The sequence below is a fragment of the Flavobacterium gyeonganense genome (assembly GCF_029625295.1).
Classification (GTDB): Bacteria; Bacteroidota; Bacteroidia; order Flavobacteriales; family Flavobacteriaceae; genus Flavobacterium; species Flavobacterium gyeonganense.
Map to the genome: position 1 here is coordinate 829,051 of NZ_CP121112.1, position 25,487 is coordinate 854,537.

General features: G+C 30.8%; 26 protein-coding genes. 2 read left to right on the top strand and 24 right to left on the bottom strand.

Annotation, left to right across the window (positions count from 1 at the left end):
• Window positions 1-149 precede the first annotated feature (149 nt).
• On the top strand, window positions 150-1,214 hold the full coding sequence (locus tag P5P89_RS03415) for a serine hydrolase domain-containing protein (RefSeq protein ID WP_278010749.1): 1,065 nt from the start codon (window positions 150-152) through the stop codon (window positions 1,212-1,214).
• A gap of 10 nt (window positions 1,215-1,224) precedes the next feature.
• Here P5P89_RS03415 and P5P89_RS03420 read toward each other — a convergent pair whose 3' ends face one another.
• From P5P89_RS03420 to P5P89_RS03470, 11 genes are all read right to left on the bottom strand, one after another.
• Window positions 1,225-1,833 carry a Zn-dependent protease gene (locus tag P5P89_RS03420; protein ID WP_278010750.1) on the bottom strand — a complete coding sequence of 203 codons (609 nt, stop codon included), beginning with the start codon at window positions 1,831-1,833 and terminating at the stop codon, window positions 1,225-1,227.
• Between the two features lie 211 nt (window positions 1,834-2,044).
• Complete coding sequence (ftsY, locus tag P5P89_RS03425; RefSeq protein WP_278011982.1) at window positions 2,045-3,001, bottom strand: signal recognition particle-docking protein FtsY; 957 nt, start codon at window positions 2,999-3,001, stop codon at window positions 2,045-2,047.
• Window positions 3,002-3,305: 304 nt separating this feature from the next.
• Complete coding sequence (locus tag P5P89_RS03430) at window positions 3,306-3,458, bottom strand: DUF4295 domain-containing protein (protein ID WP_070261881.1); 153 nt, start codon at window positions 3,456-3,458, stop codon at window positions 3,306-3,308.
• Window positions 3,459-3,528: 70 nt separating this feature from the next.
• Window positions 3,529-3,711 carry a 50S ribosomal protein L33 gene (gene rpmG / locus P5P89_RS03435; protein WP_017495179.1) on the bottom strand — a complete coding sequence of 61 codons (183 nt, stop codon included), beginning with the start codon at window positions 3,709-3,711 and terminating at the stop codon, window positions 3,529-3,531.
• Window positions 3,712-3,738: 27 nt separating this feature from the next.
• Window positions 3,739-3,975, bottom strand: a complete 237-nt coding sequence (rpmB, locus tag P5P89_RS03440; RefSeq protein WP_008468080.1) for a 50S ribosomal protein L28 — start codon at window positions 3,973-3,975, stop codon at window positions 3,739-3,741.
• Window positions 3,976-4,048: 73 nt separating this feature from the next.
• On the bottom strand, window positions 4,049-5,299 hold the full coding sequence (locus P5P89_RS03445) for a CinA family nicotinamide mononucleotide deamidase-related protein (protein ID WP_278010751.1): 1,251 nt from the start codon (window positions 5,297-5,299) through the stop codon (window positions 4,049-4,051).
• Window positions 5,300-5,496: 197 nt separating this feature from the next.
• The gene (locus tag P5P89_RS03450) at window positions 5,497-5,841 is read right to left on the bottom strand and encodes an Hpt domain-containing protein (protein ID WP_025572169.1); all 345 of its coding nucleotides are present in this window, start codon (window positions 5,839-5,841) and stop codon (window positions 5,497-5,499) included.
• On the bottom strand, window positions 5,841-6,452 hold the full coding sequence (locus tag P5P89_RS03455; RefSeq protein WP_278010752.1) for a fumarylacetoacetate hydrolase family protein: 612 nt from the start codon (window positions 6,450-6,452) through the stop codon (window positions 5,841-5,843). The genes P5P89_RS03450 and P5P89_RS03455 overlap by 1 nt, the downstream gene beginning before the upstream one ends.
• Window positions 6,453-6,518: 66 nt before the next feature.
• Window positions 6,519-7,289 carry a 3'-5' exonuclease gene (locus P5P89_RS03460; RefSeq protein ID WP_278010753.1) on the bottom strand — a complete coding sequence of 257 codons (771 nt, stop codon included), beginning with the start codon at window positions 7,287-7,289 and terminating at the stop codon, window positions 6,519-6,521.
• Between the two features lie 161 nt (window positions 7,290-7,450).
• Window positions 7,451-8,761, bottom strand: a complete 1,311-nt coding sequence (locus P5P89_RS03465) for a dihydrolipoamide acetyltransferase family protein (RefSeq protein ID WP_278010754.1) — start codon at window positions 8,759-8,761, stop codon at window positions 7,451-7,453.
• 83 nt (window positions 8,762-8,844) lie between these two features.
• On the bottom strand, window positions 8,845-10,008 hold the full coding sequence (locus P5P89_RS03470; protein WP_278010755.1) for a glycosyltransferase family 2 protein: 1,164 nt from the start codon (window positions 10,006-10,008) through the stop codon (window positions 8,845-8,847).
• 252 nt (window positions 10,009-10,260) lie between these two features.
• Between P5P89_RS03470 and P5P89_RS03475 the strand changes: the two genes are divergently transcribed.
• Window positions 10,261-10,998: a tyrosine-protein phosphatase gene (locus P5P89_RS03475; RefSeq protein WP_278010756.1), complete on the top strand. Its 738-nt coding sequence runs from the start codon at window positions 10,261-10,263 to the stop codon at window positions 10,996-10,998.
• A gap of 84 nt (window positions 10,999-11,082) precedes the next feature.
• On the opposite strand, the gene P5P89_RS03480 is transcribed toward P5P89_RS03475, so the two are convergent.
• The 13 genes from P5P89_RS03480 to P5P89_RS03540 all read right to left on the bottom strand — a co-directional run bounded on the left by P5P89_RS03480 (window position 11,083) and on the right by P5P89_RS03540 (window position 25,333).
• Window positions 11,083-13,470: a GumC family protein gene (locus P5P89_RS03480; protein WP_278010757.1), complete on the bottom strand. Its 2,388-nt coding sequence runs from the start codon at window positions 13,468-13,470 to the stop codon at window positions 11,083-11,085.
• A 25-nt stretch (window positions 13,471-13,495) separates the two neighbouring features.
• Entirely contained in the window at window positions 13,496-14,287 is a 792-nt protein-coding gene (locus P5P89_RS03485; protein WP_278010758.1) for a polysaccharide biosynthesis/export family protein, read from the bottom strand.
• A gap of 139 nt (window positions 14,288-14,426) precedes the next feature.
• Window positions 14,427-15,845: an undecaprenyl-phosphate glucose phosphotransferase gene (locus P5P89_RS03490; protein ID WP_278010759.1), complete on the bottom strand. Its 1,419-nt coding sequence runs from the start codon at window positions 15,843-15,845 to the stop codon at window positions 14,427-14,429.
• Between the two features lie 60 nt (window positions 15,846-15,905).
• On the bottom strand, window positions 15,906-16,625 hold the full coding sequence (locus tag P5P89_RS03495; protein WP_278010760.1) for a glycosyltransferase family 2 protein: 720 nt from the start codon (window positions 16,623-16,625) through the stop codon (window positions 15,906-15,908).
• Between the two features lie 13 nt (window positions 16,626-16,638).
• Entirely contained in the window at window positions 16,639-17,478 is an 840-nt protein-coding gene (locus P5P89_RS03500; protein WP_278010761.1) for a glycosyltransferase family 2 protein, read from the bottom strand.
• Window positions 17,479-17,500: 22 nt separating this feature from the next.
• Complete coding sequence (locus tag P5P89_RS03505; RefSeq protein WP_278010762.1) at window positions 17,501-18,040, bottom strand: LbetaH domain-containing protein; 540 nt, start codon at window positions 18,038-18,040, stop codon at window positions 17,501-17,503.
• 263 nt (window positions 18,041-18,303) lie between these two features.
• A complete protein-coding gene (locus P5P89_RS03510; protein WP_278010763.1) occupies window positions 18,304-18,876 on the bottom strand; it encodes an acyltransferase in 573 nt (190 codons plus the stop codon).
• A 6-nt stretch (window positions 18,877-18,882) separates the two neighbouring features.
• Window positions 18,883-20,055 (bottom strand): glycosyltransferase, encoded by a 1,173-nt coding sequence (locus P5P89_RS03515; RefSeq protein WP_278010764.1) that lies wholly within the window; start codon window positions 20,053-20,055, stop codon window positions 18,883-18,885.
• Window positions 20,056-20,180: 125 nt separating this feature from the next.
• Window positions 20,181-21,401 carry a hypothetical protein gene (locus tag P5P89_RS03520; protein WP_278010765.1) on the bottom strand — a complete coding sequence of 407 codons (1,221 nt, stop codon included), beginning with the start codon at window positions 21,399-21,401 and terminating at the stop codon, window positions 20,181-20,183.
• 7 nt (window positions 21,402-21,408) lie between these two features.
• A complete protein-coding gene (locus P5P89_RS03525) occupies window positions 21,409-22,563 on the bottom strand; it encodes a glycosyltransferase (RefSeq protein WP_278010766.1) in 1,155 nt (384 codons plus the stop codon).
• A complete protein-coding gene (locus tag P5P89_RS03530; RefSeq protein ID WP_278010767.1) occupies window positions 22,557-23,390 on the bottom strand; it encodes a hypothetical protein in 834 nt (277 codons plus the stop codon). The genes P5P89_RS03525 and P5P89_RS03530 overlap by 7 nt, the downstream gene beginning before the upstream one ends.
• Window positions 23,391-23,448: 58 nt before the next feature.
• A complete protein-coding gene (locus P5P89_RS03535; protein WP_278010768.1) occupies window positions 23,449-24,162 on the bottom strand; it encodes an acyltransferase in 714 nt (237 codons plus the stop codon).
• Window positions 24,146-25,333, bottom strand: a complete 1,188-nt coding sequence (locus P5P89_RS03540; RefSeq protein ID WP_278010769.1) for a glycosyltransferase — start codon at window positions 25,331-25,333, stop codon at window positions 24,146-24,148. The genes P5P89_RS03535 and P5P89_RS03540 overlap by 17 nt, the downstream gene beginning before the upstream one ends.
• Window positions 25,334-25,487: the final 154 nt, after the last annotated feature.

Genomic DNA, 25,487 nt, shown 5'->3' on the forward strand with positions numbered 1-25,487 from the left:
CTTCCATCAGGGCTAGGTCTCCGGTTTTCAAAAGATTTTTAGAGAACTACAAAGTTAACTTTATAAACTTTAAAAGAAATAAAAATCTGCTAAACACATTAAACTATTTTATATATTTTTGGTCATACCACAAACCAAAAACATAAACCATGACTAAAACAATTTACAAGATCCTGATTCTCTTAGTATGCATCAGCTGTAGTAAAGAAGACAACAGCTCTGAAATCACTGCAACACAAAACATGTATTTTCCTCCTCTGACAGGAAATACTTGGGAAACCCAATCTATTTCATACCTAAAGTGGAACCAAAATGCTGTTCAGCCGCTTTTAGACTATTTAGAACTCAAAAATTCCAAATCATTTATCATCTTGGTTAATGGCCGAATCGTTTTAGAAAATTACTTCGGAGACCATTCAGCAAGCAAAAACTGGTATTGGGCAAGTGCAGGAAAAACATTAACGGCTACCGTTACAGGAATTGCCCAACAGGAAGACCTCATTAACATTAACAATAAAGTCTCACAATATCTAGGCACTGGGTGGACAAGCGAAACACTTGCGAAAGAGAATTTAATTACCTGCAAACATCTATTAACAATGACATCAGGTCTAGATGACAGCACTGATGATGTTGAACCAGCCAATCTAATCTACAAAGCCGATGCAGGTACACGCTGGGCATATCATAATGTTTACGTAAAACTTCAGGATGTTGTTGCAGCAGCAAGCAAACAAAACTGGTCAGCCTATTTCAACACTAAATTGAGAGATAAAATTGGAATGGACGGCACTTGGGTTCAATTAGGCGTAAACAGCGTTTATACAAGCACTACCAGAAGCATGGCGCGTTTTGGTTTACTGATGCTGAATAAAGGAAAATGGGATAGCAATACTATTTTGAATGAAACTTATTTCAATGAAGCCACTAACACATCTCAAAACATTAATTTAGGATACGGTTACCTTTGGTGGCTAAACGGAAAAGCGAATTATCATCTTCCTCAGTCACAACTTACTTTTCAGGGAAGTGTAATTCCAACTGCTCCAAGCGATATGTTTATGGCTCTGGGAAAAAACGATCAAAAAATCTATGTTATTCCAAGCAAAAAAATGGTTGTCATTAGAATGGGAGATGCTGCTGATAATGTAAATCTGGCCTTATCTGATTTCGATAAGGTCTTATGGCAGAAAATTAGTGCATTATACCAATAATACAAAAGAATTACAGTAATTTCCATCCCTTACTTTTCAAAAAGCTTTTGCATTCCCTGCAGAAGCTTTTTTCCTGATCAAGAGGATTGCCACCTTCAGCATCCCGCATTAAACAAGTTTTAATTTTACAATGAGGCAAACCTGCTGTATGACCCAATTCATGCAAAACCAATTTATAAAATTGTTCGTTTTTATTTTTTACTGACAATCTGAAATCAGAAACGACACAGGCTTTTCCAGGTCTATAACCTAGTCCCATCACACCCCAGTCCTGAATTCCATTTTTGGTTGTGCTGATATCAGCATGTGAAAATCCAACAATTACAGAATCTAAGCCAATATTATTTTTAAGGTTCTTAATAATACTATCAGCCCGGTATCTATTTCTGAGTTTGTAAAAAGAATTTTCAGGAAAAGGAATATCCTGCCTTAAAACCACATTAGAATTAATGGTTTTTATTTGAGCAACAACTTTTTCAGCCTCTTTGGTTTTAAAATTTCCTAAAGGCTGAACAACAATTACTTTTTGATGTTCTGTTTGAATTTCTTTGCGTATTTCATTTTTGCTGTTTGTACATGAAAGCAAAACACACAGCAAAATAAAACTATAATATTTCATAAAATCAAACAAAGAAATTATAAAAAAACTAGCGCTTTGTACGGATTCTTTTCAACATTCCTGCAAAAAAGAAAAGTAGTCCAAATACCAATAGAACATAATAAAAAGACAAGCTTTTATCTTTTGAAACATTTGCAATAACAAAACACAGAACACTTGCAAAATAAAAGGCAACAGGAGGTATATTTTTCATTGTATGCTTAAGGAATAATTATTTGAAAAAACTATCAACGAATTCATATTTATTAAAGACTTGCAAATCTTCAATTCCTTCGCCGACACCAATGTATTTTACCGGAATTTGAAACTGATCTGAAATGCCAATTACAACGCCGCCTTTTGCTGTTCCGTCTAATTTTGTAACAGCCAGGGAAGTTACCTCAGTTGCAGCTGTAAACTGTTTTGCCTGCTCAAAGGCATTTTGACCTGTAGAACCATCCAAAACCAAAAGTACATCGTGAGGAGCATCAGCTATAACTTTTTGCATTACACGTTTTACTTTTGAAAGCTCGTTCATCAGATTAATTTTATTATGCAAACGGCCTGCTGTATCAATAATTACTACATCAGCATTTTGTGCTACGGCTGACTGCAAAGTATCAAAAGCGACAGAAGCAGGATCGCTTCCCATATTTTGTCTCACAATTGTAACATCAACACGGTCTGCCCAAACCTGCAGTTGATCGATTGCAGCCGCACGAAAAGTATCTGCAGCTCCCAACACCACTTTGTGTCCGGCTTTTTTAAATTGATACGCCAACTTACCAATAGTAGTGGTCTTACCTACTCCGTTTACCCCAACAACCATTAGAACATAAGGTTTTTTATCTTTTGGAACTTCAAATTCTGTTGCTTCACCTGTATTGGTTTCAGACAATAAAGCCCCGATTTCATCTCGAAGAATCTGGTTTAATTCGTCTGTCCCTAAATATTTATCTTCAGCAACACGTTTTTCAATTCTTTCGATAATTTTCAGAGTAGTATTTACTCCTACATCAGATGCTACCAGAATCTCTTCCAGATTATCTAATACATCATCATCAACTTTGGACTTTCCGGCTACAGCCTTGCTTAACTTTGAGAAAAAAGTTGTTTTTGTTTTTTCAAGACCTTTGTCTAAAGTCTCTTTTTTATCGGAAGAGAATAATTTTTTAAAAAACTCATTTATTATGTAGGTTTAAGATGTTAAGATTTTAGATAATCTGAAATCCAAATCTTTAAAGAAAGCCCAATGCCTAATTTAGCCCCGATTATACTTCACATAATTTCCATTTCAATCGGATTTCAGTGAACTACGTTTTCAGCGAAAAATATTTTTATTGCGGACTTCAAAATAAAAGATTGTAGCAAAAAGCGGGAATCCATTATCAAAAAAAGCCAATTTGCAATGCTTCTTTAAATTTTAAACAAATATAAAAAATAAAAAAGCTACTTCCGAATGAAAGTAGCTTTTCTATATAATGTAATTGTAATTATTTCTTTTTCAAGAATTCATCAACTTCTTCAGGAGCCATAATAGATTCTACGAATGTATATGCACCAGTTTTAGGAGATTTTACCATTTTGATGGCTTTTGACAATCTCTTAGAAGCTGTTTGTAACGATGCTACGGTTTTCTTTGCCATGATTCAAATGTTATTGAAATTAATAAAAAAACAAATGACTGGATTTGAAATTTTATTAAACCTCTAATTATTACTTAATTTCTTTGTGAACAGTTACTCTTTTCAAGATAGGATTAAATTTTTTAATCTCTAATCTGTCTGGAGTATTTTTTTTGTTCTTTGTTGTGATGTATCTTGAAGTCCCTGCAACACCAGAAGTTTTGTGTTCAGTACATTCTAAAATTACCTGGATTCTATTACCTTTCTTTGCCATCTTGCTATATATTTATTTAGGAAAAGATTATTTGATAAATCCTTCTGACTGCGCTTTTTTCAAAACAGCAGTGATTCCATTTTTATTAATTGTTTTTATCGTAGATGCTGCTACTCTAAGAGTAATCCATCTATCTTCTTCTGGAAGATAAAAACGCTTTTTAACTAAGTTTACAGAAAACTTTCTCTTAGTTTTGTTCATAGCGTGAGAAACGTTATTTCCTACCATCGCTCTTTTACCTGTAAGGTCACAAACTCTTGACATTATACTTATCTTTTATCGTTATTCAAAATCAGGGTGCAAAGAAAAGAAAAATAAACCATTTAACAAAAAAATATTACACAATTTTCAAAATTTCTTTCTGCAATATTTCCAGACTCTTAATGGTAGCTCTATCTATCACTTTTTCACGAGGTTGTCCGAAATTAAATTCTTCTGTTACAACACCATTCGGAGTAGCCAAAGCAATAAAAACGGCACCAATTTCAGTGTCAGAATCGCCTTTGGAAGGACCTGCATTCCCAGTCGTAGCAATAGCATAGTCAGTTTTAAGCAACTGTTTTACATTCAAAGCCATAGCTGACGCTACCTCTGCACTTACTACCGAAAATTCATCTACAAGATTCTGCGGAACCCCAAGAACATTCACTTTCGTTTCTGTTGCATACGAAACAACACTGCCTTTAAAGTAATGAGACGCTCCCGGAACAGCAGATAATAATGAAGCAATTTTTCCGCCAGTAAAACTCTCAGCAGTTGAAATAGTTTTATTTTGCTGAACCAACAATTTCCCTACAACAACTTCGATAGTTTCATCATCATCAAAACCTACTATAATATCGTGAATTATAGCATCCAATGACTTTACATTTTCTTCTATTGCCGCCTCTAAAATTCCTTTATCTGTTCCCTTAGCAGTCAGCCTTAAACGTACACGACCCGGATTTGGAAGATAGGCAAGTTTTATAAATCCAGGTAAATTATTTTCCCAATGCTCAATACGTTCTGCAACTAAACTCTCGCCCTGCCCGTAAGTCAAAATGGTTTTATGAATAATATAAGGACGTTTGTATTCGCGGACAATTTTAGGAATTATTTCTTCTTCAACCAGATATTTCATTTCATATGGCACTCCAGGGAGTGAAATAAAAACAGTATTTTCTTTTTTCATCCACATTCCGGGCGCTGTACCAACTTTATTATGAAGTATAGTACAAGTGGAAGGAACCAGAGCCTGATCTTTATTCATCTGCGTAATCGCACGCTTAAAATAACCTTCGATTAATTGGGTAACATGAGCCAAAACTTCAGGATCTACAACTAGCTGATCATCAAAATATTCGCAAAAAGTTTTTTTTGTGACATCATCCTTAGTTGGACCTAATCCTCCCGTTACAATCACTAGATCGACTTTATTCTGGAGTTGTGAAAAAGTATCTAAAATGTGCTTTTTATCATCGCTTATCGAAATCATCTCCCTCACCTCAACTCCAATTCGATCTAATGATTTAGCAATAAATCCAGAGTTCGTATCAATAATCTGACCTATTAAAATTTCGTCTCCAATAGTAATGATTGTTGCTTTCATTTTTGATTTTTTCAATTCAATTTTAATTTCTTTGCAGAAGGAAAACTGTGGATAAACAGAGTTGCGCAAGAGTAGAAACAACTGCCTTTTACGGCATTAAAAAGAGTTTGCCGAACAAAATTTCCAGACAAAAGATATAACAAAACACACCTTCCTGAATTTTATTCCTGTCTTATAAAGCTAAAATAAGGCGTATATTAAACATCGAAATCTTTTTTAATTTCTTTAACAGCATCATTTACTTGTTTTTTGATGCTTTTAAAAGTTTCTATAATTTCTTTCTTTTTACCTTCAGCCTTGGTCCAGGCCTCAACCTGCAAAATTTCCTCAAAAGCTACATTCAAACCCATCAAATCCAGGGTTGGTTTTATTTTATGCGCATAAGAATAGGCATGTTTATGATCTTTTTTCTTAATACCCTCTTTTATTTGCTTCAAATCTTCCGGGACTTCAGTAACGAATAATCTTAGAATTTCATTTACAAATTCCGAATCATTGTCTGAAAGCGCGTATACTTTTGATAAATTATATTTTAATGCCATTATTTTACTTGTATTCTAAATAATTTTTTGTCCTCTAAAAAGCCTTCTAAAACATCATTTGGCTTAACTGCTGCAACTCCCGCAGGCGTTCCGGTAAATATAACATCACCTATTTTTAGAGTAAAATACTGTGATACATACGAAATAAGCTCGTCTATCTTCCACAACATGAGACTTGTATTCCCCTTCTGAACTGCTTTGTTGTTGTTCAGAAGTTCAAAATTAATATTTTCAACAGAATTAAAAAGTGTCTTTGGTAAAAAATCCCCAATTACTGCAGAACCATCAAAAGCTTTTGCTTTTTCCCACGGCAGCCCCTTCTCTTTTAACTTTGTTTGTAAATCACGAGCTGTAAAATCAATCCCTACGCTTATCTCATCGTAATATTTATGTGCGAATTTAGGCTCGATATATTTACCAACCTTATTAATTTTCACAATAATCTCAATTTCATGATGAATATCTTCTGAAAATTCCGGAATAACAAATGGATGCTGCTTTAATAAAACCGCCGAATCCGGTTTCATAAAAATAACAGGTTCTGAAGGCCTTTCGTTTTTTAACTCTTCAATATGATTGGTATAATTTCTCCCGATGCAGATTATTTTCATATCAATTGTTGTTGGTTTCCAGTTGTCTGTTGTTAGTTAAAAAACCATCAACAAACAACTATTAACTTACTTGGTGTTCAACTTTCTTAATTTAATTGCCGTCAAAACTTTTTTCGTATACAGAGGAAAATCAGCATTTTGAATCCAGCTAAAATAGCCTGGTTCTGATTCTAAAACTTTTTCAACTTTTGCACCTTTATGCTTTCCGAAAGTAAAAATTTCTTCATTGTCTTTATCAAAAGCAATCATTCCGGCAAAATCAGCAATTTTTTTGCGGGTTGTAAATTCTGACAATGACTTAATATCATTTTCCAGTTCAGGATAGCGATCTAACTGCGCTTTCAATATTTCATAAGTTGCCATTGTGTCTGCTTCTGCAGAGTGTGCGTTTTCAAGACTTTTTCCGCAATAAAATTTGAATGCAGCACTTAATGTACGCTCTTCCATTTTATGAAAAATAGTCTGAACATCTACAGAAACCTTGTTTTTCATATCAAAATCAACTCCTGCACGAAGCAATTCTTCAGCCAATAAAGGAATATCAAAACGATCTGAATTAAAACCTCCCAAATCGCTGTCTTTAATCATATTGTATACCTGTGGAGCCAACTCATTAAATGTTGGTTCATTCGCCACTTTTTCATCTGTTATACCATGTACTTCGGTTGTATGCGGCGGAATTGGAATTGTTGGATTAACTAACCAGGTTTTGCTTTCTTTATTTCCGTTTGGAAAAACTTTAAATATTGAAATTTCTACAATCCTGTCTTTTCCGATATCAATTCCGGTCGTTTCTAAATCGAAAAAGCAGATTGGTCTACTGAGTTTGAGTTCCATTTTTTTATTTTTGAATTTACAAAAGTAATTTTTAAAGCCGAATTATCACTAACAATTACCGCAAACAACTGTTAAATTATTTTATAAAGGCAGATATTACGAAAATAAAAAATCCGGCAAAATTTAATTCTGCCGGATTTAACATTCTAAAATATATTATTTTAAAAATCCCTATCAACATCAAATGCTTCTAAATACTCCGCCACACGTTTCACAAAGCTTCCGCCTAAGGCCCCATCTACTACTCTATGATCATAAGAGTGCGATAAAAACATCTTCTGACGAATTCCGATAAAATCACCCTCAGGTGTTTCTATAACTGCAGGCACTTTACGAATTGCCCCTAAAGCCAGGATTCCAACTTGTGGCTGATTAATAATTGGAGTTCCAAAAACACTTCCAAAAGTACCTACATTTGTCACAGTATATGTGCCTCCCTGAGTATCATCAGGTTTTAGCTTTCCGGTTTTAGCACGATTTGCCAAATCATTTACCGCTTTTGCCATTCCGACAAGATTTAACTGATCTGCATTTTTAATAACAGGCACAATCAGATTGCCATTTGGCAAAGCAGCAGCCATCCCTAAATTTATATTCTTTTTTCTGATAATATAATCTCCCTCAACCGATATATTGATTCCCGGAAAATCTTTTATTGCTTTTGCAACAGCTTCCATAAAAATAGGTGTAAAGGTAAGTTTTTCGCCTTCTCTTTTTTCAAAAGTAGCTTTAACCTTTTCTCTCCATTTGACAATATTCGTCACATCCACTTCAATGAAAGACTGAACATGTGCAGAAGTTTGAAGCGATGCTGTCATATAGCCAGAAATTAATTTACGCATTCTGTCCATTTCAACAATTTCATCCTCTCCATTAACAGAAACCGGAACTGTGTGTTGCGTTTTTTGAGGTATTGGTTCTGCTGATTTTGGAGAAAGTACAACTTCTACTTTTTTATCATCAGATTTACGGTTTTCAATGTATTTTAAAATATCTTCTTTCGTAACACGTCCTTCTTTTCCTGAACCTGGTATACCTTCTAATTCAGAAACAGAAATACCTTCTTCCTTAGCTATATTTTTCACCAATGGGGAAAAGAATTTATCCGAATCCGAGAAATTCTGAGGAGTTAAAACAGCTTCTCTTACAGCATCAATTGTTTTCTCAATTTCAATTGCCTCAGCAGGAATTACTGTTTTTTCAATCGATTTTACTTTTGAAGCACTATCTCCTTCTGTTTCAATAATCGCTATAACTTGTCCAACCTGAACCAGATCATCTTTGCCAAATAATTGTTCAACTAAAATTCCCGACACTTCACTTGGTACTTCACTATCAACCTTGTCCGTTGCAATTTCCAGTACCGCTTCGTCAGCTTCAATTTTGTCTCCAACTTGTTTCAACCAGTTTGTAATGGTTGCTTCAGCTACACTTTCTCCCATTTTCGGAAGTCTCAATTCAAATCTTGCCATATTATTAACCTAAAAGGTGATTTTGATTTTCAGATTGCGAAATTACTAAATATTCAAAATATAAATTACATAAAATTTAATTTTTACTCAATTTTTATTATTTCACCACGTTCATTTTTAGAATTACTTCCAATTATAAAACTAGTTTTTTTGGGTAAAATTTTAAAAGTAATATTAGTACGTTTAAGACTTTCTAAGATTTCGATACATTTTTTAAAAGAAACGTATTGATTATCTAAAATAACCTCAATTCTTTTACCCCCTGAAAGGAGGCACGAATTTACCATTTTTTCCTTTTTGAAATCTAAAAAACTGACTTTATTTTTTAAAATTGAAGACAATTGGGGGCTCAAAATTTCATTTTCAGAAAAGAAAACATAACTTTCCGGTAATGGATTTAACTTAGGTTTTCCCTGAAACATTTTCACAACCGAAAAAAGAAAAATTCCAACTTTAATAAAAACCGAAAAAAATAAGGATTTTCTAAAATGCTTCTGATAGAAAAATTCCATTGCTTCCTGAAATCGTCTCATGTATTTTTCGTCCTTGACAGTACTTTCTCCTTTATAATGTATTACTGATGTTTCATGAAAATAGTAATTGTTTTTTTGATTTTGCAAAACAGAATAGGATAAATCTATGTCGTCTGCATACATAAAACAATTTTCATCGAAACCTCCGATTTGCAAGTACAATTCGCGTTCCATCACCATAAATGCACCTACTAAAATATCAACCTTTCCTGTTTTATTTTCTGATAAATGCTGCGCATAATACTGATTAAAAAGCTTTTGATTGGGAAAAAACTTATATAAACCAAAAATTTTTGTAAAAGCAACCCAGGGCGTTGGGATTCCGCGTTTGCTTTCAGGTAGAAAATTTCCTGTCCCGTCAATTAATTTACAGCCGATAATACCGAGATTCTTTTTTCCTTCGGCGAAAGCCAAAATTTTTATAAACGTATCTTCTGCAACTACTGTATCGGGATTAAGAATACAAATATATTTGCCTTTAGCCTCAGCTACACCAATATTATTTCCTCTTGGAAATCCTGAATTTTCTTTATTTTCAATTAGTCGTACTTCAGGAAACCTGCTTTTCATCATTATGCAGCTATCATCATCAGAATTATTATCGACTACAATAATTTCCCCATCAATACCAGAAAGGGCTTCCTGCACACTCAACACACACTGTTCCAGAAAATAGCGTACATTATAACTAAGAATAACAACTGATAACTGCATCAAAAAATTTAAGTTGAAATATTTAGGAAAGTTAAAAATTTTCAAACAAACCCAACGTGATAAAAGACATTTTCGCTATTCAGAAGATACGGCACCATATACTACTATTTTTATTTATATAATTTTAGAAATGATTCTTGCAATAGAACTCAAAATATTCACATAAATGTTAATTCAAATTTCTTCACATCACAATGGTAAAACTCCGGCAATAAACAAAAATAGTTGTTGCATTTTTTCTACTTTTGTCTCATGCTATCATTCTTAAAACAAAAACCACATTTAAAGGATCTTTTATCAGGTGATTATATTGATATTCACTCGCATTTATTGCCAGGCATAGACGATGGTGCCAAAACAATATCTGACACAGAGAGCCTAATAAAATCATTCGAAAAGATTGGGGTTTCGCAATTTATAACAACGCCCCATATTAGTCATTACATATGGAATAATTCTCCTCAGACTATTCAGAAAAATCATGCAGAAACGAGCGTACTATTAAGCAATACTAATGCATCCAAACCTTTTTTGGCTGCAGCAGAATACTTTATGGACGACTGGTTTGAAAAACATTTTCAAAATGAAAAGCTTCTTCCTTTAAAAGACAATTATGTCCTGGTAGAAATGTCATATATAAATGCACCCATACAGTTATATAAAATTTTATTTGATTTACAGGTCGCAGGATACAAACCCATTTTAGCGCATCCGGAACGCTATTTATTTTATCATAAAAATTTCATTGAATACGAAAGACTAAAAAAAGCAGGGTGTTTGTTTCAATTGAATTTATTGGCTGTTGTAGGCTACTACGGTGAAGAAGTTACTAAAATCTCTGAACAGTTATTAAAAAACAAAATGTATGATTTTGTTGGTACAGATGTACATCACAGCAATCACATCGCTGCCTTTGATAAAAGAGTAAAAATAAATGCAATTGAAGGAATAAAGGAAATCATATCCAACAATCAATTTTTTAAATTTTAAAATTCATTTGTTTTACCAATAACTAAAAAAGGTTCAAAATTATTTGAACCTTTTAATTTTTTCATAAAACAGACTATATTTAACTTATATCTTTTTTGATTTTTCTAAACCATGATTTTTTTCTATTTTAACACCATAGCCATAACCATAGCCATATCCTTTGGTCGAATCAGTATCATTAAGCACAATACACATATTTGGCAATTTCTTTTCTCTGTAAAATGTATTTGCGATAGATAACATTCTTTTCTCTAAAACATTCGCACGCATTACATATACAAAAGTATCTGCATTTTTAGCCACCAATAATGTGTCAGCTACTAAACTGACAGGAGCTGTATCTACTATAATGTAATCGTATTCCTTTTTTAATGTTTCAAATAGAGTATCTACATTTTTACTCATCAACAACTCTGCAGGATTTGGTGGGATTACACCAGATGGCAATATGTAGAAATTTTGATAGTCATTATGCTTAATAATGTATTTGTTTATATCTGTATCATTTGATGACAAATAATTAGTTAAACCAAAATTTGGCATTGCAAAATAATCCATAAATTTTGGATTTCTAATATCCATTCCTATCAGTAAAACTTTTCTTCCGGATAATGCGAAAGTAGCAGCCAGATTTACTGATACTAATGTTTTACCTTCTGCAGGAAAAGTAGAGGTCACAAAAATAGTTTTTGCTAGACCATCCTGAACATTTGTCAACATAAATTCAAGGTTTGTCCTGACAATACGTATCGCCTCTGCTGAACTTGTCCTGCTTTCAGTTTTGATCAGTTCATTTGCATCATCAGAAGTAGGGATATCCCCAATAAAAGGTATTTGCGTTTTACCCTCCAGATCCAGTCTGCTTTTAATTTTTGTATCTAATAAATCATGTCCGTAGATAATTCCAAAGGGGATCAAGAGGCCAACTAACAATCCTACTAGATAGATAACTTTTTTCTTTGGGCTAACAGGTGTTTTATTCGCCATTGCTGCATCTATAACTCTGGCGTTGGGTTCTGTAGCTGCCAATGAAATAGCTGTCTCTTCACGTTTTTGTAATAAATACAAGTACAGTTCTTCTTTTACTTTTTGCTGCCTTGCGATTACCCTGAATTGACGTTCTTGTACTGGGATTTTACCAATTTTACTATTTAAAATCCTTTCCTGACTTTTTAAATCACGGTTTTGAATCTTTAGATTAGACTGCATTCTTTTTAAACTTGCAGCTATATTAGCTTTTAAAGATGATATCTGCTGATCTAATTTTATTACCGAAGGATTTTCAGTTGTAGCCGATTTTAAAATCCGGTTACGATCTAAAACTAATTTATTATAAGACGTAATTAATCCGCCTGCGTCTCCATTCTCTGCTATAATGTTAGTTGGCAATAAATCCGCATTCGTACTTTTTTTCATAAAATCAAGCAAAGACGAAACCACATTTAACTGAATCTCTGTTTCAATACCTTTTTTATCATACTCATTTGAACCTTCAATAAAAAGTTTGGCTTCAGATTCTATATCTGTTAACTGGTTTGATTTTTTAAAACTTTCTACATCCTGTTCAACTCCATCCAATTCCTGTGTGATTAATGTCAAACGTTCTGAAATAAATTTAGACGTATTTTCAGAAATAAAATTTTTATCTTCAGCTGCATCCTGATTATAGATCTGAATCATATTATCAAGAAAATCTTCAGCCTTTTTTTGAACAGGGTCAGTTATAGAGATACTAACTACACTACTTGTTTTACTTATTGGTTGTACATTTAATCTGTTTCTAAAACTTGCTGTTACATTCTCAAGTGGACTAATTATAATTCTAATTGGTTTATCTTTTCCAATATAATTTTGTTTATAAAATGCCGTCTTGCCAATAATTAACACCCCTATAGTTGTAGGGATTTTTTCACCAAATTTAAACTGCTTTTTTGATGATAAAATAACATTTTCTACCATAGTTTCATCCATAATTACATTTTCTAAGGAAAAACTATCTCTAGACAATAAATCTAATTTGAACGTTACATTCGCCTGATCAAATAGCTCGGTTTTATTAAGAAAATAAATACTAATTGGGCTGTTACCATAAATATCACGATCTACAACATTTCCTTCAACTAAAAGAGTAATGTTTAAATTCAGCTTTTTGACTGTTGATTCAACTAATGTCCTTGATTTTAAAATTTCAATCTCATTATCCACATTATTTACTGAACCACCACCTAATCCTAAATCTGAAAAAGCAGATAATTCAGAAAGCATGTCGCCTTTTTTTTCATCCTTCACTAATATAGATGTACTCGCTTCATAACTTGGTGTCGTATATCGTAAATATAAGAATGCTAAAATAAGGCAAAGTATAACACTTAAAACAAACCATTTCCAATGAATTAAATATTTATCCAATTGTTCTCGAAGATTCACTTCATTAATCTCATCCTCTATAGGCTCATTATAAAAATCTTGCATTTTGTCTTGTGTCTTTGTTTATTTTTTATTTAAATAGCAGAACAGAAAGTGATATTAAAATAGAAATTGCTGATATGATTACAGAAGTATTAGGCCCCACTGCTGAAGCATTTACTCTGGTATTATTCGGTTCTACATATACAATATCATTTTGTGTTAAATAGTAAAAGGGAGAATTTATAAAATCAGCTTTGGTAATATCGACTCTGTTATATGATTTCACACCATTAATTTCTCTTATAACTAATATATTATTCCTTCTACCGTAAATTGTTAAATCTCTTGCCTTACTTAAAGCTTCAATTAAAGTAATTCTTTCAGATTCAACTGAATATATCCCTGGCATATTAACTTCTCCTTGTAGTGAAATCTTAAAATTCATAATCCTCATGTTAATAATTGGATTTTTAATATAAATCGTTATTTTCTCCTTCAAAGACTGTAATACTTCTGTTCTTGTCATGCCTCCCACTTGTAATTTTCCCAAAACCGGAAACTCAATATTTCCATTTCTGTCAACCAAATAAAACTGCATAACTTGCTGACCTGATGCAGCTTGTAAATTAGAAGGATTTGGAACTGCCGCAGAACTTAAATTAAATGGCATGGCAATTTCCGGATCTTCAGCAGAAACTATTATCATCAATAAATCATCTGGTTGTATTTTAACTTCGTAAGAAGCTATATTTTGTGAAGCATTGATTCCGTCAATATTTTGATAGTAAACAATATCTTTTTTAGAGGCACAGGAAAAAAACAAAGATAAAAGCATAAAAAGGATGCTTTTATTTAAAAAATTAGAAGAATTTAAATTCATTAGAATTGTGGATTTATTTCGCAAATATAAAGCTATAACTTTAATTTTATTATTTAATTTGATGATTGGAAACGAAACATATTTAATTGTTTACAAAGTTAAATTACTACTTTTAAAATAAAATCACAAGCAAAAACAATTAATAAGCGTTTTCCTCTCCTTTAAATATATTAACTACCGTTTTAATGACTATTTTAATATCTAACAAAATACTCCAATTTTCGATATACCAGATATCATACTCTACTCTGTTTTGCATATCAATCAATTCTCTGGTTTCACCACGGTAACCATTAACCTGAGCCCAGCCTGTAATCCCTGGCTTTGTATATTGGCGAACTAAATAATTCCCGATCAGATCAGTATATTGTTTTGTATGATTAACCATATGTGGACGTGGTCCTACTACAGACATGTCGCCTAAAAAAACATTAAAGAACTGTGGCAATTCGTCAATACTTGTTTTTCTAATAAAAGCCCCAAATTTAGTAATTCGCTGATCTCCTTTTCCGGCTTGTAATTTATCAGCTTCTTTGTTAACCTTCATACTTCTAAACTTCCAGCAAAAAAAGGATTCATTGTCACGGCCAGAACGTTCTTGTTTAAAGAAAACAGGACCAGGTGATTCTATTTTAATCAGAATCATTATTATTGGAAATAGCCATGGGAAAATCAACAATATTACACCTAGAGAAAAAACAATGTCAAATGCTTTTTTTAATAATCTGTTTACAGTGTATTCTAATGGTTCTCTGCGAAACATCAATACAGGTGTGTTTTCATAAAACGAAATTTCAACCTTGCTTGATCTTGTATATAGCTGAAAATCAGGAATAAATTTAATTCGAACCATATTGTGTTCACAAATTTTTATCAGATTATGAATGACATTCACATTATCAATATGCAATGCTATATACATTTCATCTACCTGATGAGAAATTAAATATTTTTCAATATCCTGAAATCCTCCTAATACAGGAGATGAAATAAAAGCAAAAGGATCCACTTTTTCATCAAAAAATCCCAAAAAACGATAACCATAGGTCAAATCTTTTGATAATATTTTTCGCATTCTTTCTCCTGTATCATTTGCTCCTACAATAATTACGTTTTTAAAATTATATCCTTTTGCCCTGATATACTTTAAAACCTCCATGGATAAAAATCGGGACAACATTAACAAACAAAAGAAGCAGGCATAAAAATACATCAATCGGAGTCTTGAAATCTGAGAGTATTTTAAAAAAAGTACAAAAAAAGCAATTACAGCAATATGAAAAATGAATTTTTTTGTCGTCCGTTTTAAAATAGATTCAAGAGGCTCTATCCTAACAATGCGATAGGAATCATTACGTAACAATAAAGCAATCCAGATTAAATTGGATAAAAAAGAAACTGTTTGTACTTCTTTTAAAAAAAGTTTATCCAAATTTCCAAACCGTAACCAAGATGACAAAACAATAGAAAAATTCAGAAGTATTACATCCCAAAGTACAAACAAAAGTTTAAAATAACGGGAAAACCGATGACGTGATAAGGCATCTAAAATCTTCATAAAATTGAAAAAAACTTTTTATTATTCATAATTCTTATTTTTTAACATATTGCAATAGCGCTAATACTTTTTTTGGAAAACGACCTTGAATCCACCCATCTGATGAAATTTATAAATCTTATAATCTTCTTTTAAAATTTTAAAAGCTCTTTTGTAATCCGTACTCAGACCTCCCATTCGCATTTTCACAATATAATAATTAAGATAGGCAATATTTATTTTATATTTATATAAATAGCGCAATAAAAATTCTGTATCTGAAGCTATTTTAAAGTCTAAATTATAATTACCATATTTGTCCAATACTGTTTTTTTTATGTATACAGTAGGATGTAAAGGCAGCCAACCAGCTTTCAATTTATTAAATTTATACTCACCGCCAATTCTGTTCCGTACTGTTTTTTGTTCATCATCATTTGTAACATAGATACCATCTCCATATATAGCATCTACATTAGGATTATTTTTAAAACCAAGTACTATCTTAGAAACTACATCTGTATCATAAAAAACGTCATCAGAATGCATTAAACCTATTACATCTCCAGTAGCAAGGTTCAATCCTTTATTTATAGCATCATACATCCCTTTATCAGGTTCTGAAATATATTTAGTAATTTTTTCGGAATATGAACTAATAATATCCTGAGTTCCGTCTGATGAATTACCATCAATCACTATATATTCAATGTCTGGATAATCCTGATCTAAAACACTCTTTATTGATTGTTCAATAGTTGCTTTTCTATTGTAGCAAACTGTAATAACCGAAACCTTCATAAATTATGATTATTTAAGAATTGTTTTTATCTCTTTTTTGACTAATTAATTCATTGCTCTTCAAGACAATAAAATATTCATAAATTGATTGTAAAGTCGCATAAGTTAAACCCCCGCTTCCGTCTAAAAAAGCTCTTCTTACTAGTACCATATAAAACCATTTAATTATGGGACGTCCCGGTAATTTGTAAAATAACCCTTTTTGATGGTATCTTTTTTCTGTAAAATCTTTCCCAAACAAAGCTTTTCTTATAGAAAAAGTAACTCCTTTATCTAAATCTTTTACTCTTGTCAGAGCTTCCATATCAGCATAACTCAAATGACGCTGAATCCAGAACCGAAATCCTTTGCTAAATGGATAATGATCTAGGAATCCCTCAATTTTACTAATTGGGCCATCAGGAATCGAAACCGGATTTACCAATCTTTCATAGCGCATTTTGTCAGGACGAAACAGTCTCAGATAAAAAGGTGACATCTGTGCATGCTTAAGCCACTTACCGTTCCATGCAAAATCTCTTCTTCTCAATTCATATGCAACAAATTCAGAATTATTATCCGGTTTTAGTGCTTTTATGGCGTTTAATAAAGATTCAGAAACTCTTTCATCTGCATCAATGTAAAGTACCCATGGATATTTAAATTTTATATTCGCTAAACCCCAGTTTTGATGTGCCGACCAATTATCAAAAATACGCTGCGTAATTTTTGCTCCGGCATTTTGAGCAATTGTTACAGTCTGATCATCACTAAAAGAATCAAAAACATGTATATCATCACTCCAGGCTACGGATGCTAAACAACCAGGTAAATCTTGCTCTTCGTTTTTAGTGAGTATTAATATTGAAATCATTCCTTTTTAATTTTTTTAAAAATTAATCTTTTATTATCCTGTTTTTAATATACTTAGCCGGATTTCCTGCTACTATTGTCCAGGCTTCCACATCTTTCACTACCACAGCTCGTGCACCTACTATAGCTCCCTCACCTATAACAGTATTTGTCATTATAAAAGCTTCGGCAGCAACCCATGCAAAATCATTAATCCTTATTTCTCCAGTAACCAAAGGAACATTTAATGAAGTGGTTTCATGCGTTGCACTGCACAAATAGGTTCTTTGAGATACTGTCACTTTGTTCCCTATTATAGTATGACCTAAATGTAATTTTACCTGAGGACCCAATGTAGAATGGATGCCCATTATTAAATTCTTTGGAGACGGAATATAAGCAGATGCATAGATATTGCAATATTTACCAATTTTGGCTCCAAAAAGTTTTAATAAAAAAATTCTCCACCCATTGAAAAAAGGCAATGAAAAAGGTCTGAATAAAAATAATGATGTTATACGCCAGAGTAATCTATAAGCCTTGTCTGACTTAGGTATAGTATCAATGTATTTAGGAATTTCCATTAATATTTTTTTTAAAGTTTAAATGAATTAATTGACACATATCTCGACATCAAAATTATTTTAATCGATTTAAAAAGCTTTATTTCCTTTTTTATAAATTTTATCTTTTCGCCGAAATTTTCTCAAACATTAAGATAAACACTGAAATAGAAAGGATTATTTTAAACACTAAATTAATCTACAAGCTCATCAGATTTTGAAATTTTATATTTGTAATTATTATTGCCAAATAATGACATCTAAAATAAATTTCATGAATTCAGTTAACCGATTTTAACTGGTTTATTCCTTACATTTTTTAGTACTTTGCCGTTGAGCATATCCAAATGGATTTTTTCATCATCAATAGAATCAAAACGTTTTCTAAAAAATTTTGCTGGAATTCCTCCAACTATAACAAATGAATCTACATTTTTTGTAACAATGGATCCAGCCGCAATTATACTTCCATCTCCAATTTGCACACCCGTCATTATTATACTATTAGCACCAATCCAAACATCTCGTCCAATTAACGTTCTTTCTAAATTTGGCCTGCCGGAAAATGTAGATGGTACTCCTGGAATATTAAAGTTATGATCTGCTCCTATTATTTGTACATTTTGAGCTAACATTGTATATCTTCCTATCGAAACACCTGGGTAAATTAAACAATTATTTCCTACGTAAGAATATTCGTGAGCTATAAAGTCCTTACTAATTCTACACTTTCCTCCTATATTAAATGTCTTATCAACATTTTTTAAACCATATATATACCTAATAAAAAGTCTTTTAAAAAACCTATATATGTACGCTAAAAAATCACTCCTTTTCAATATAGAAATAATATCCATTAATTATTAATCTTTATAATTACACAATACTGATTCAAAAATTTTTAATTGATAATCTGGATTATAAAAATCATCAATTACAGAGTAACATTCATTCATTATAAGTTGATTTTTGATAGGTTTTTTTAATAGCCATCTTTCAATCACAATAGCTAAGTCCTCTAAATTATTATGCTTGTACAAATCACCATTTACTCCTTTAAGAATAGATTCTACTTCTGGCATTTGTATATTAAAATTATCATGTGAAATAACAGGAGTACCATATGCCAAACTATGAATCGCAGTTAAACCGATTTCACCTGGTGTTACACAAAGGTCTGCATACATTAATGCATTACTATTAATTTCTTCATCATAAATAGCTCCCAAAAAAGTAACATTTTTTTCTAAATCATTTTTTTTAACAAGATTTTCTAAATTTTGTTTCTGTTCACCATCACCAATTATAAGAATATTAAAAAAGTTCTTTTTATGTTTTAATTTAAGATAACCTTGCGCTTCAATTAACATATCTAAACGCTTAATAAAGTTTAATCTCCCTATAAAAACTACTACAGGTGTATCTTTGTTATTAAAATATTTGATTCTATAATTATAAATATCTATTTCTGAAATAACTTTTCTATATTCTACACTTTTTTTATAATCTAAAGAATTATATATAATATGGATATCCTTTTTAGCCTTTATTTTGTACTTGCATAAAATATTATATGCTCTTTTTCCATATAAAAAGAAACCATTTGCTATTTTATAGAAAACAAATAATTTTACATAATCAATAAAAGTAATTTTTTCTTTATTTACTCCATGCATCCAATAGAATACTTTTTTTCGTCTAAGTTTAGCGATAATCGCACCAAACCATGTAGAAATATGATATGGTGATCCTAGGAAAATAACTGAATCATAATCTCCATTACTCATTAAGCTAATTAACCCTGATTGCCAAAGGAATTTATTTTTTAAAAACCACTTATTATTCAAAAAAGACCAACGTAAACCGCCATCTTTAATTTCTGTTTGGGAAAAATTAATATCTATCTTTTTTATATCAATTTCACTTACAGTCCCTGAATACAACGAAAATTCAACTTTCTTCGACTCCATAAGTTTAGTAAATATGGGTTGCCTATAAGATGCCAAATAATGATAAATAATTGCCGTTTTATGCATTTAAATTTATTTTTTTTAATTTATTTTCTGTTCTATTAAAATAAGCGCTATTAAAAAAATTAAACTTGGTAAAATTTAAATTAGTGTGTTTATTTAGAACATTTGAAAAGCTCTTTTGATTATTACTAATTATTAATAGTCCCAGTCGTTATATATTTTTTCTTTTTTAAGTTCATAGTAAAAGCTAAAAAAACTATCGGAATATGCTTCATATAAATATATGGATTCCCAGAACTTATAGATACCATAATGTTATACACACATAACAAAAATGCAAAAAGAGCAAGAATATTAGCTATGCTAAAATAACTTTTAATGGGAAAAATTAAAATTAACATGATATACATAAAAAGCCCAATTAATCCCATATCAAGGAAGGATTGCAAAAGCGGATTATCAATCCATCTCGTCATATAACCTGCACCTAGGATGTAATTAAAAAAATCAAAATTATTATTTATATAGTTATAAGCCCATTCCCGAGCAGTATATCGGGCAATTGCAGAACCAGAAGAATCCCTAACTTCAGTATTTCCAAAGATGTTAAACACCCCACTATAAAATTCATATGTAAATTTATCAATAATTTTTTGCAAATCTTCAATGTTAATATAAGCCGCAATAAAAGCAATGAGTGTTAAAAGTAAAGTTTTAAAATATTGAAGAACTAAAGTTTTATTTACTGACCCTGTTTTATATAAGTATGATATTGCTATAATTATAGCAACAAATACCGGTGTTCTTTTTGTGGACATAAACAGAACATATATATCTAATGCAAATACAATTGATAAGAAAATTTTAATGAATTTATTTTTAAAACGTAAGCATAATACACAGGCATAATTAATTATTGCTCCATTTGCTATAGTAAAAGCTTCAAGGGCATAATCCTGCTGGTCTTGTCTTAATTGCCACGCTTCTTCTCCAGTTACAAGACCTTTCCAAATAAAATAAGCCCCAAGAAACGTGCATAATGCTGAAATGTAAAAAGTAAACAATATAATTTTATCATATGTAGCATTATTTTTATTACTAGCGAGAGCTAATACTAGTAGAATAATATAAATATGAAAGCTCAGATATTGAGAATTCATTCTAACTGAAAATAAGCCATAAAGGAGCATTAATAATTGATATCCAATTATAATGGTAAACCATTTATTGAAAGACGGTAACCTTCCTGCAAATAAATTCTTATATGATAATATTAAGGCTACCGATAAAAACATAAATACTGGTGACCATTTTATAAAAGGAAATAAATAATTAAAATACATGCCTAACGGCACTCCTATAAGGGATAATGAAATGCCTAAATAAGTGAAAATTTCTTTTTTTGTCATTTAAAGATTAATTCAATAAAGATGTAGAAAAAACTTCAACAGTATGTTGAGAAGCAAACTCTACAGATAATGCCTCGTCATTACTATATTCGCCTAATCTTTCAATTCCTCTTGCAATTTCTATTGAAATTGGCTTATTTATAAGAACACCCAATTTATACTTTTTAATTAGTTCTCCTATCAATCCTGAATCTGGTGCCAGAACACATTTATTTACAATACTTGCATGCCCCATAATACCGCTTGAAGCCTCAGCATTTTTATATGGCATTAAAACAGCGTAAGACTGTAAAAAAAGTGATTTTAGTCTTTCGTTTGAGACAAAAGTATTATCAAAAACTATAGTAAAATTTATATTTTGTAAGGCGCTTAATTTTTCCCTAATGACATTTTCAATATCAAGTTTAGCTCTACCTACAATTAAAATTGCATATTCTTCAGTTTCTTTATCATTTAAAAAATCAACAGAATCAATAATTTCATACGTACCCTTACGAGGATCTATAGAACCTGGATGCAATAATACTTTTTTATTTTTAGGAATATTATAATAATCATAAATTTGAAAGTCATTATCTTCATCATAAACGGGAATTGGATCTGGAAGCATTTTAAATATATCTGTTCTAAATTCATTATTTAAATAATCAACCGTTTTTTGATCATTTAAAATGAATACACTAGTTATTTTTGGATTACGACTGTAAAATTTAGTTATTAAATATTTACGGTAATATTTTAATTTATCTTTTAATGTTGCTTTTTCCATTCTTAAAAACTGCAAAAACAAAATACCTTTTAATTTCGGGGATGGTCTTTTAAAAATTAGAGCAAGTTGAAAAATATTAAAATACAATAAAAATACTTCATTAACAGAAAACTTACTTGCGTATTGTTCTACTAATTCCAATTCAGCAAAAGAACGTTTTAGTAATGATAAATCATGTATCTTTTTTATTACTGATTGTGGAATAAACTCCCATACTACTGAAGAGCATCCTTCTGATTCACTAATAATTTCAGGAAAAGCAATTTTTAACTCCTCTGAAACAACAAAATAATAAACATCTTCAGAATGAAATTTAGATAAATGTTTTACTAAATGACTAATATATTCAGAATGGTGACCTGTTATTGCTGAATCGTAAATTAATTTTACCATCGTTTATACAAATTAAGGGAGAATAAAAACCTCTTTAATGAAAACTTTAAAAAGTACTTCAACGGATGTACTTTCCTATTGGATAAAATATAATTTTTAAATTTATAATTATTTAAATTTTTAGAAGCTTCATCATATACCCAATTTTTCCCTTTTAAGTATTGTCTTGGAAAAAAACCGTAGTCTGACAAATCTCCTTCAACTTGTACAATATTGGATTTTTTTACCAGTAAACTAAATATAGATTGATCATGGCGATGTGCAATAAATTCTGGATAATTTTCCTTACCTAACACATTAGCCAAATCAGTTACAATTCTTTCGTCTAAACATGCTGTTGTATACTCATCAATAAAATTAACTGCTTCAGAAGTCTTTTTTATTAAAATAAAAGTAGCCAATATTTGAGCTGTATCGCTTTTTTCCTCACAGTCAGCATCTAAAAATAGAAATACATCTCGTTTAGTCCACTGTTTTTCAATAAGCGGCAACTTAAAAGCTAATATATCTTTCTGTATATCATCTAAAAATTTAGCAAGTATTTTCAAATCCTTTAGAATTAAAGCGCCACTATCCGAATAAAATAAAAAATCATTTTCCTCAATTTCTAAAAGTGCTTTTTTTATTATATATGGTTTCCAGAAGTAATTTCCAAAACCTTTAGTGTACTTTTTAAAACCAGGATATTTTTCTAAGTAATCTTTAATATCATCAGGAGTGTAAGAAATAACGTTATCTGCTTTTCCAAGATATCTCGCTGAAAATGAATTCCATCTTTGTTGCAAAGTAAAATCACTATTCCCAAAATTAACAACTGTAAGCTTCATTCTTTTTATCCTTTAATCCTTCTTTATGTTAGATAGCATTAACTTGCTCCTTCTTTTATTACATCCTCTGTATATCCCACTTAATATTCCTTTTAATTACTGTAGCTGGAATTCCTGCAGCAATTGCGTTTCTATCTATATCTTTTGTTACAATACTACCGGAGGCGATTACAGAGTTTTCCCCTATAGTAACTCCCTTCATAACCAATACTCTATTACAAATCCACACATTGTTCTCAATGATAATTGGCCTATCCGGATTAAGTCTTTTATTGGTTTCTACATCTAGTATTGAATGTGTATCAGAAGCCCATAACTCTGCGTTTTCTGCAAAAATGCATTCATTACCTATCTCAATTTTATTTCCTAAACCAGCAACTAAAATCCTATTATTATTAAATCCAGTATTATTTCCTACAACAACACTTGTATTAGAATCTAATAATTCAAACTTACTATTTTTTATTATCCTATTTCCCTTAATTTTAATAGTGCAATTACTTCCTATTATAATAAACTTACAATTATGTATTCGTACGCCTTCAGCAAATTCTATTGTATTATTATTTCCATCAGAAAAGATATTTGACTTTATAATCCTGCTTGAATTTATCGTTATTTTTAAATTGCCCTTATTAATTACTTTAGCATAGAAAATGCTTTTTGTTGAATTAATTTGCAAGTTTTTTTTCAGACAGCTAAGCAAAAATGAATTACAAGATGAAAGTATACGTAATAAAATGGTAACGTTTTTTTTAACCTTTTCTACCATTTATTTTTGATTTTAATCTTTTAAGTAATTTCATTTTAACTAATACAAAAAGTTTGTTTAATGAAGTAATATTATGATCGTAATTTATAATTAAATCAACATTTGAATTAATTTTATTATTCTGAGATATAGATATATCATATAAAAAGATCTGATTACCTTGATTCTGTGCTATTACATTTGCATCATGAGGCCTAAGATTAAGTCCATAGGATTCAACAATTTTATATTGCAAAGATGCTGTTGTCAACCAGTATTTATTATTTTTTAAATTTTTTTTTGTAGCATATAAATCAACGCATACATCATTTTCCCATTTTAGATCTGAAATAGAAATATAATTTTGAATGTTCTGAAGTTCAAAAAAACCATCGTAGCAAATAGCTTCATGTATTTTTGGAAATCTATCCATATTTTTTGAAAACATATCCAGATGTACTTGACATGAATTATTTACATCATCATTATTATGAGTGCCTACATCATGGAAATTAGTTGAAAAAGAAAAATATGGGTATACAAAATATTTGTTAGTTTCAGACAAATATTTTATATAATACTTAAGCCAGGAGCTTTCTGGCCAACCTAATACAAATGCAGGCAAATCTACTCTTTCATCCTTATTCCACTCTAATCTATTTTCATACCACTTCATAAAGTCTAACCACATAGATTTGGACCAACATTGCCCCCAAGATTGCGCAAATTGCAAAAAGAAAACATCAAAATTATTATGTAAAGGTTGAAATGGCCTATTATTATTAGGGTTTTTCTCATGTTTATAAAGTGATATTCCACCTATATAATCCTTATCTCCATAAAATGCTAAAGAATTAAACGAATAACTATAATATTTAGGAGATACATATATATCATCTTCCAACATAATAATTGAATCATAAACATTAACCAAATTTCCGCAGCTAATTACATGTTTTCTTAAACCTAAATTTTCTTTATGCTCGATAATCTTTTTTTCTCCAAATGGCCATCTAAATTCATCGGCTATTTTCACAACTTCTGTATGGTTATCAGAATCCTGATAATCGATACTAATTATCAAATTTATATTCTCGTTTTCTGGATATTCAGCTTTTCTAAGAGAAGATAAAACTCGTTTTAAGGAATTTGGTCTGTTAAATGTTACTACTATTACGGCGGGTCTTGTCATTTCACAATTTTTTAATTATCAATAACGAATCATTTTTTAGTAATAATCTTAAGACAATATGTTTGATTCATTAAATTCTTAACTACAACTCTTCTTTTATCTATATTTTATTAAAATTTTTAAATATCTCACAACTAATAAGATATCTATTTTA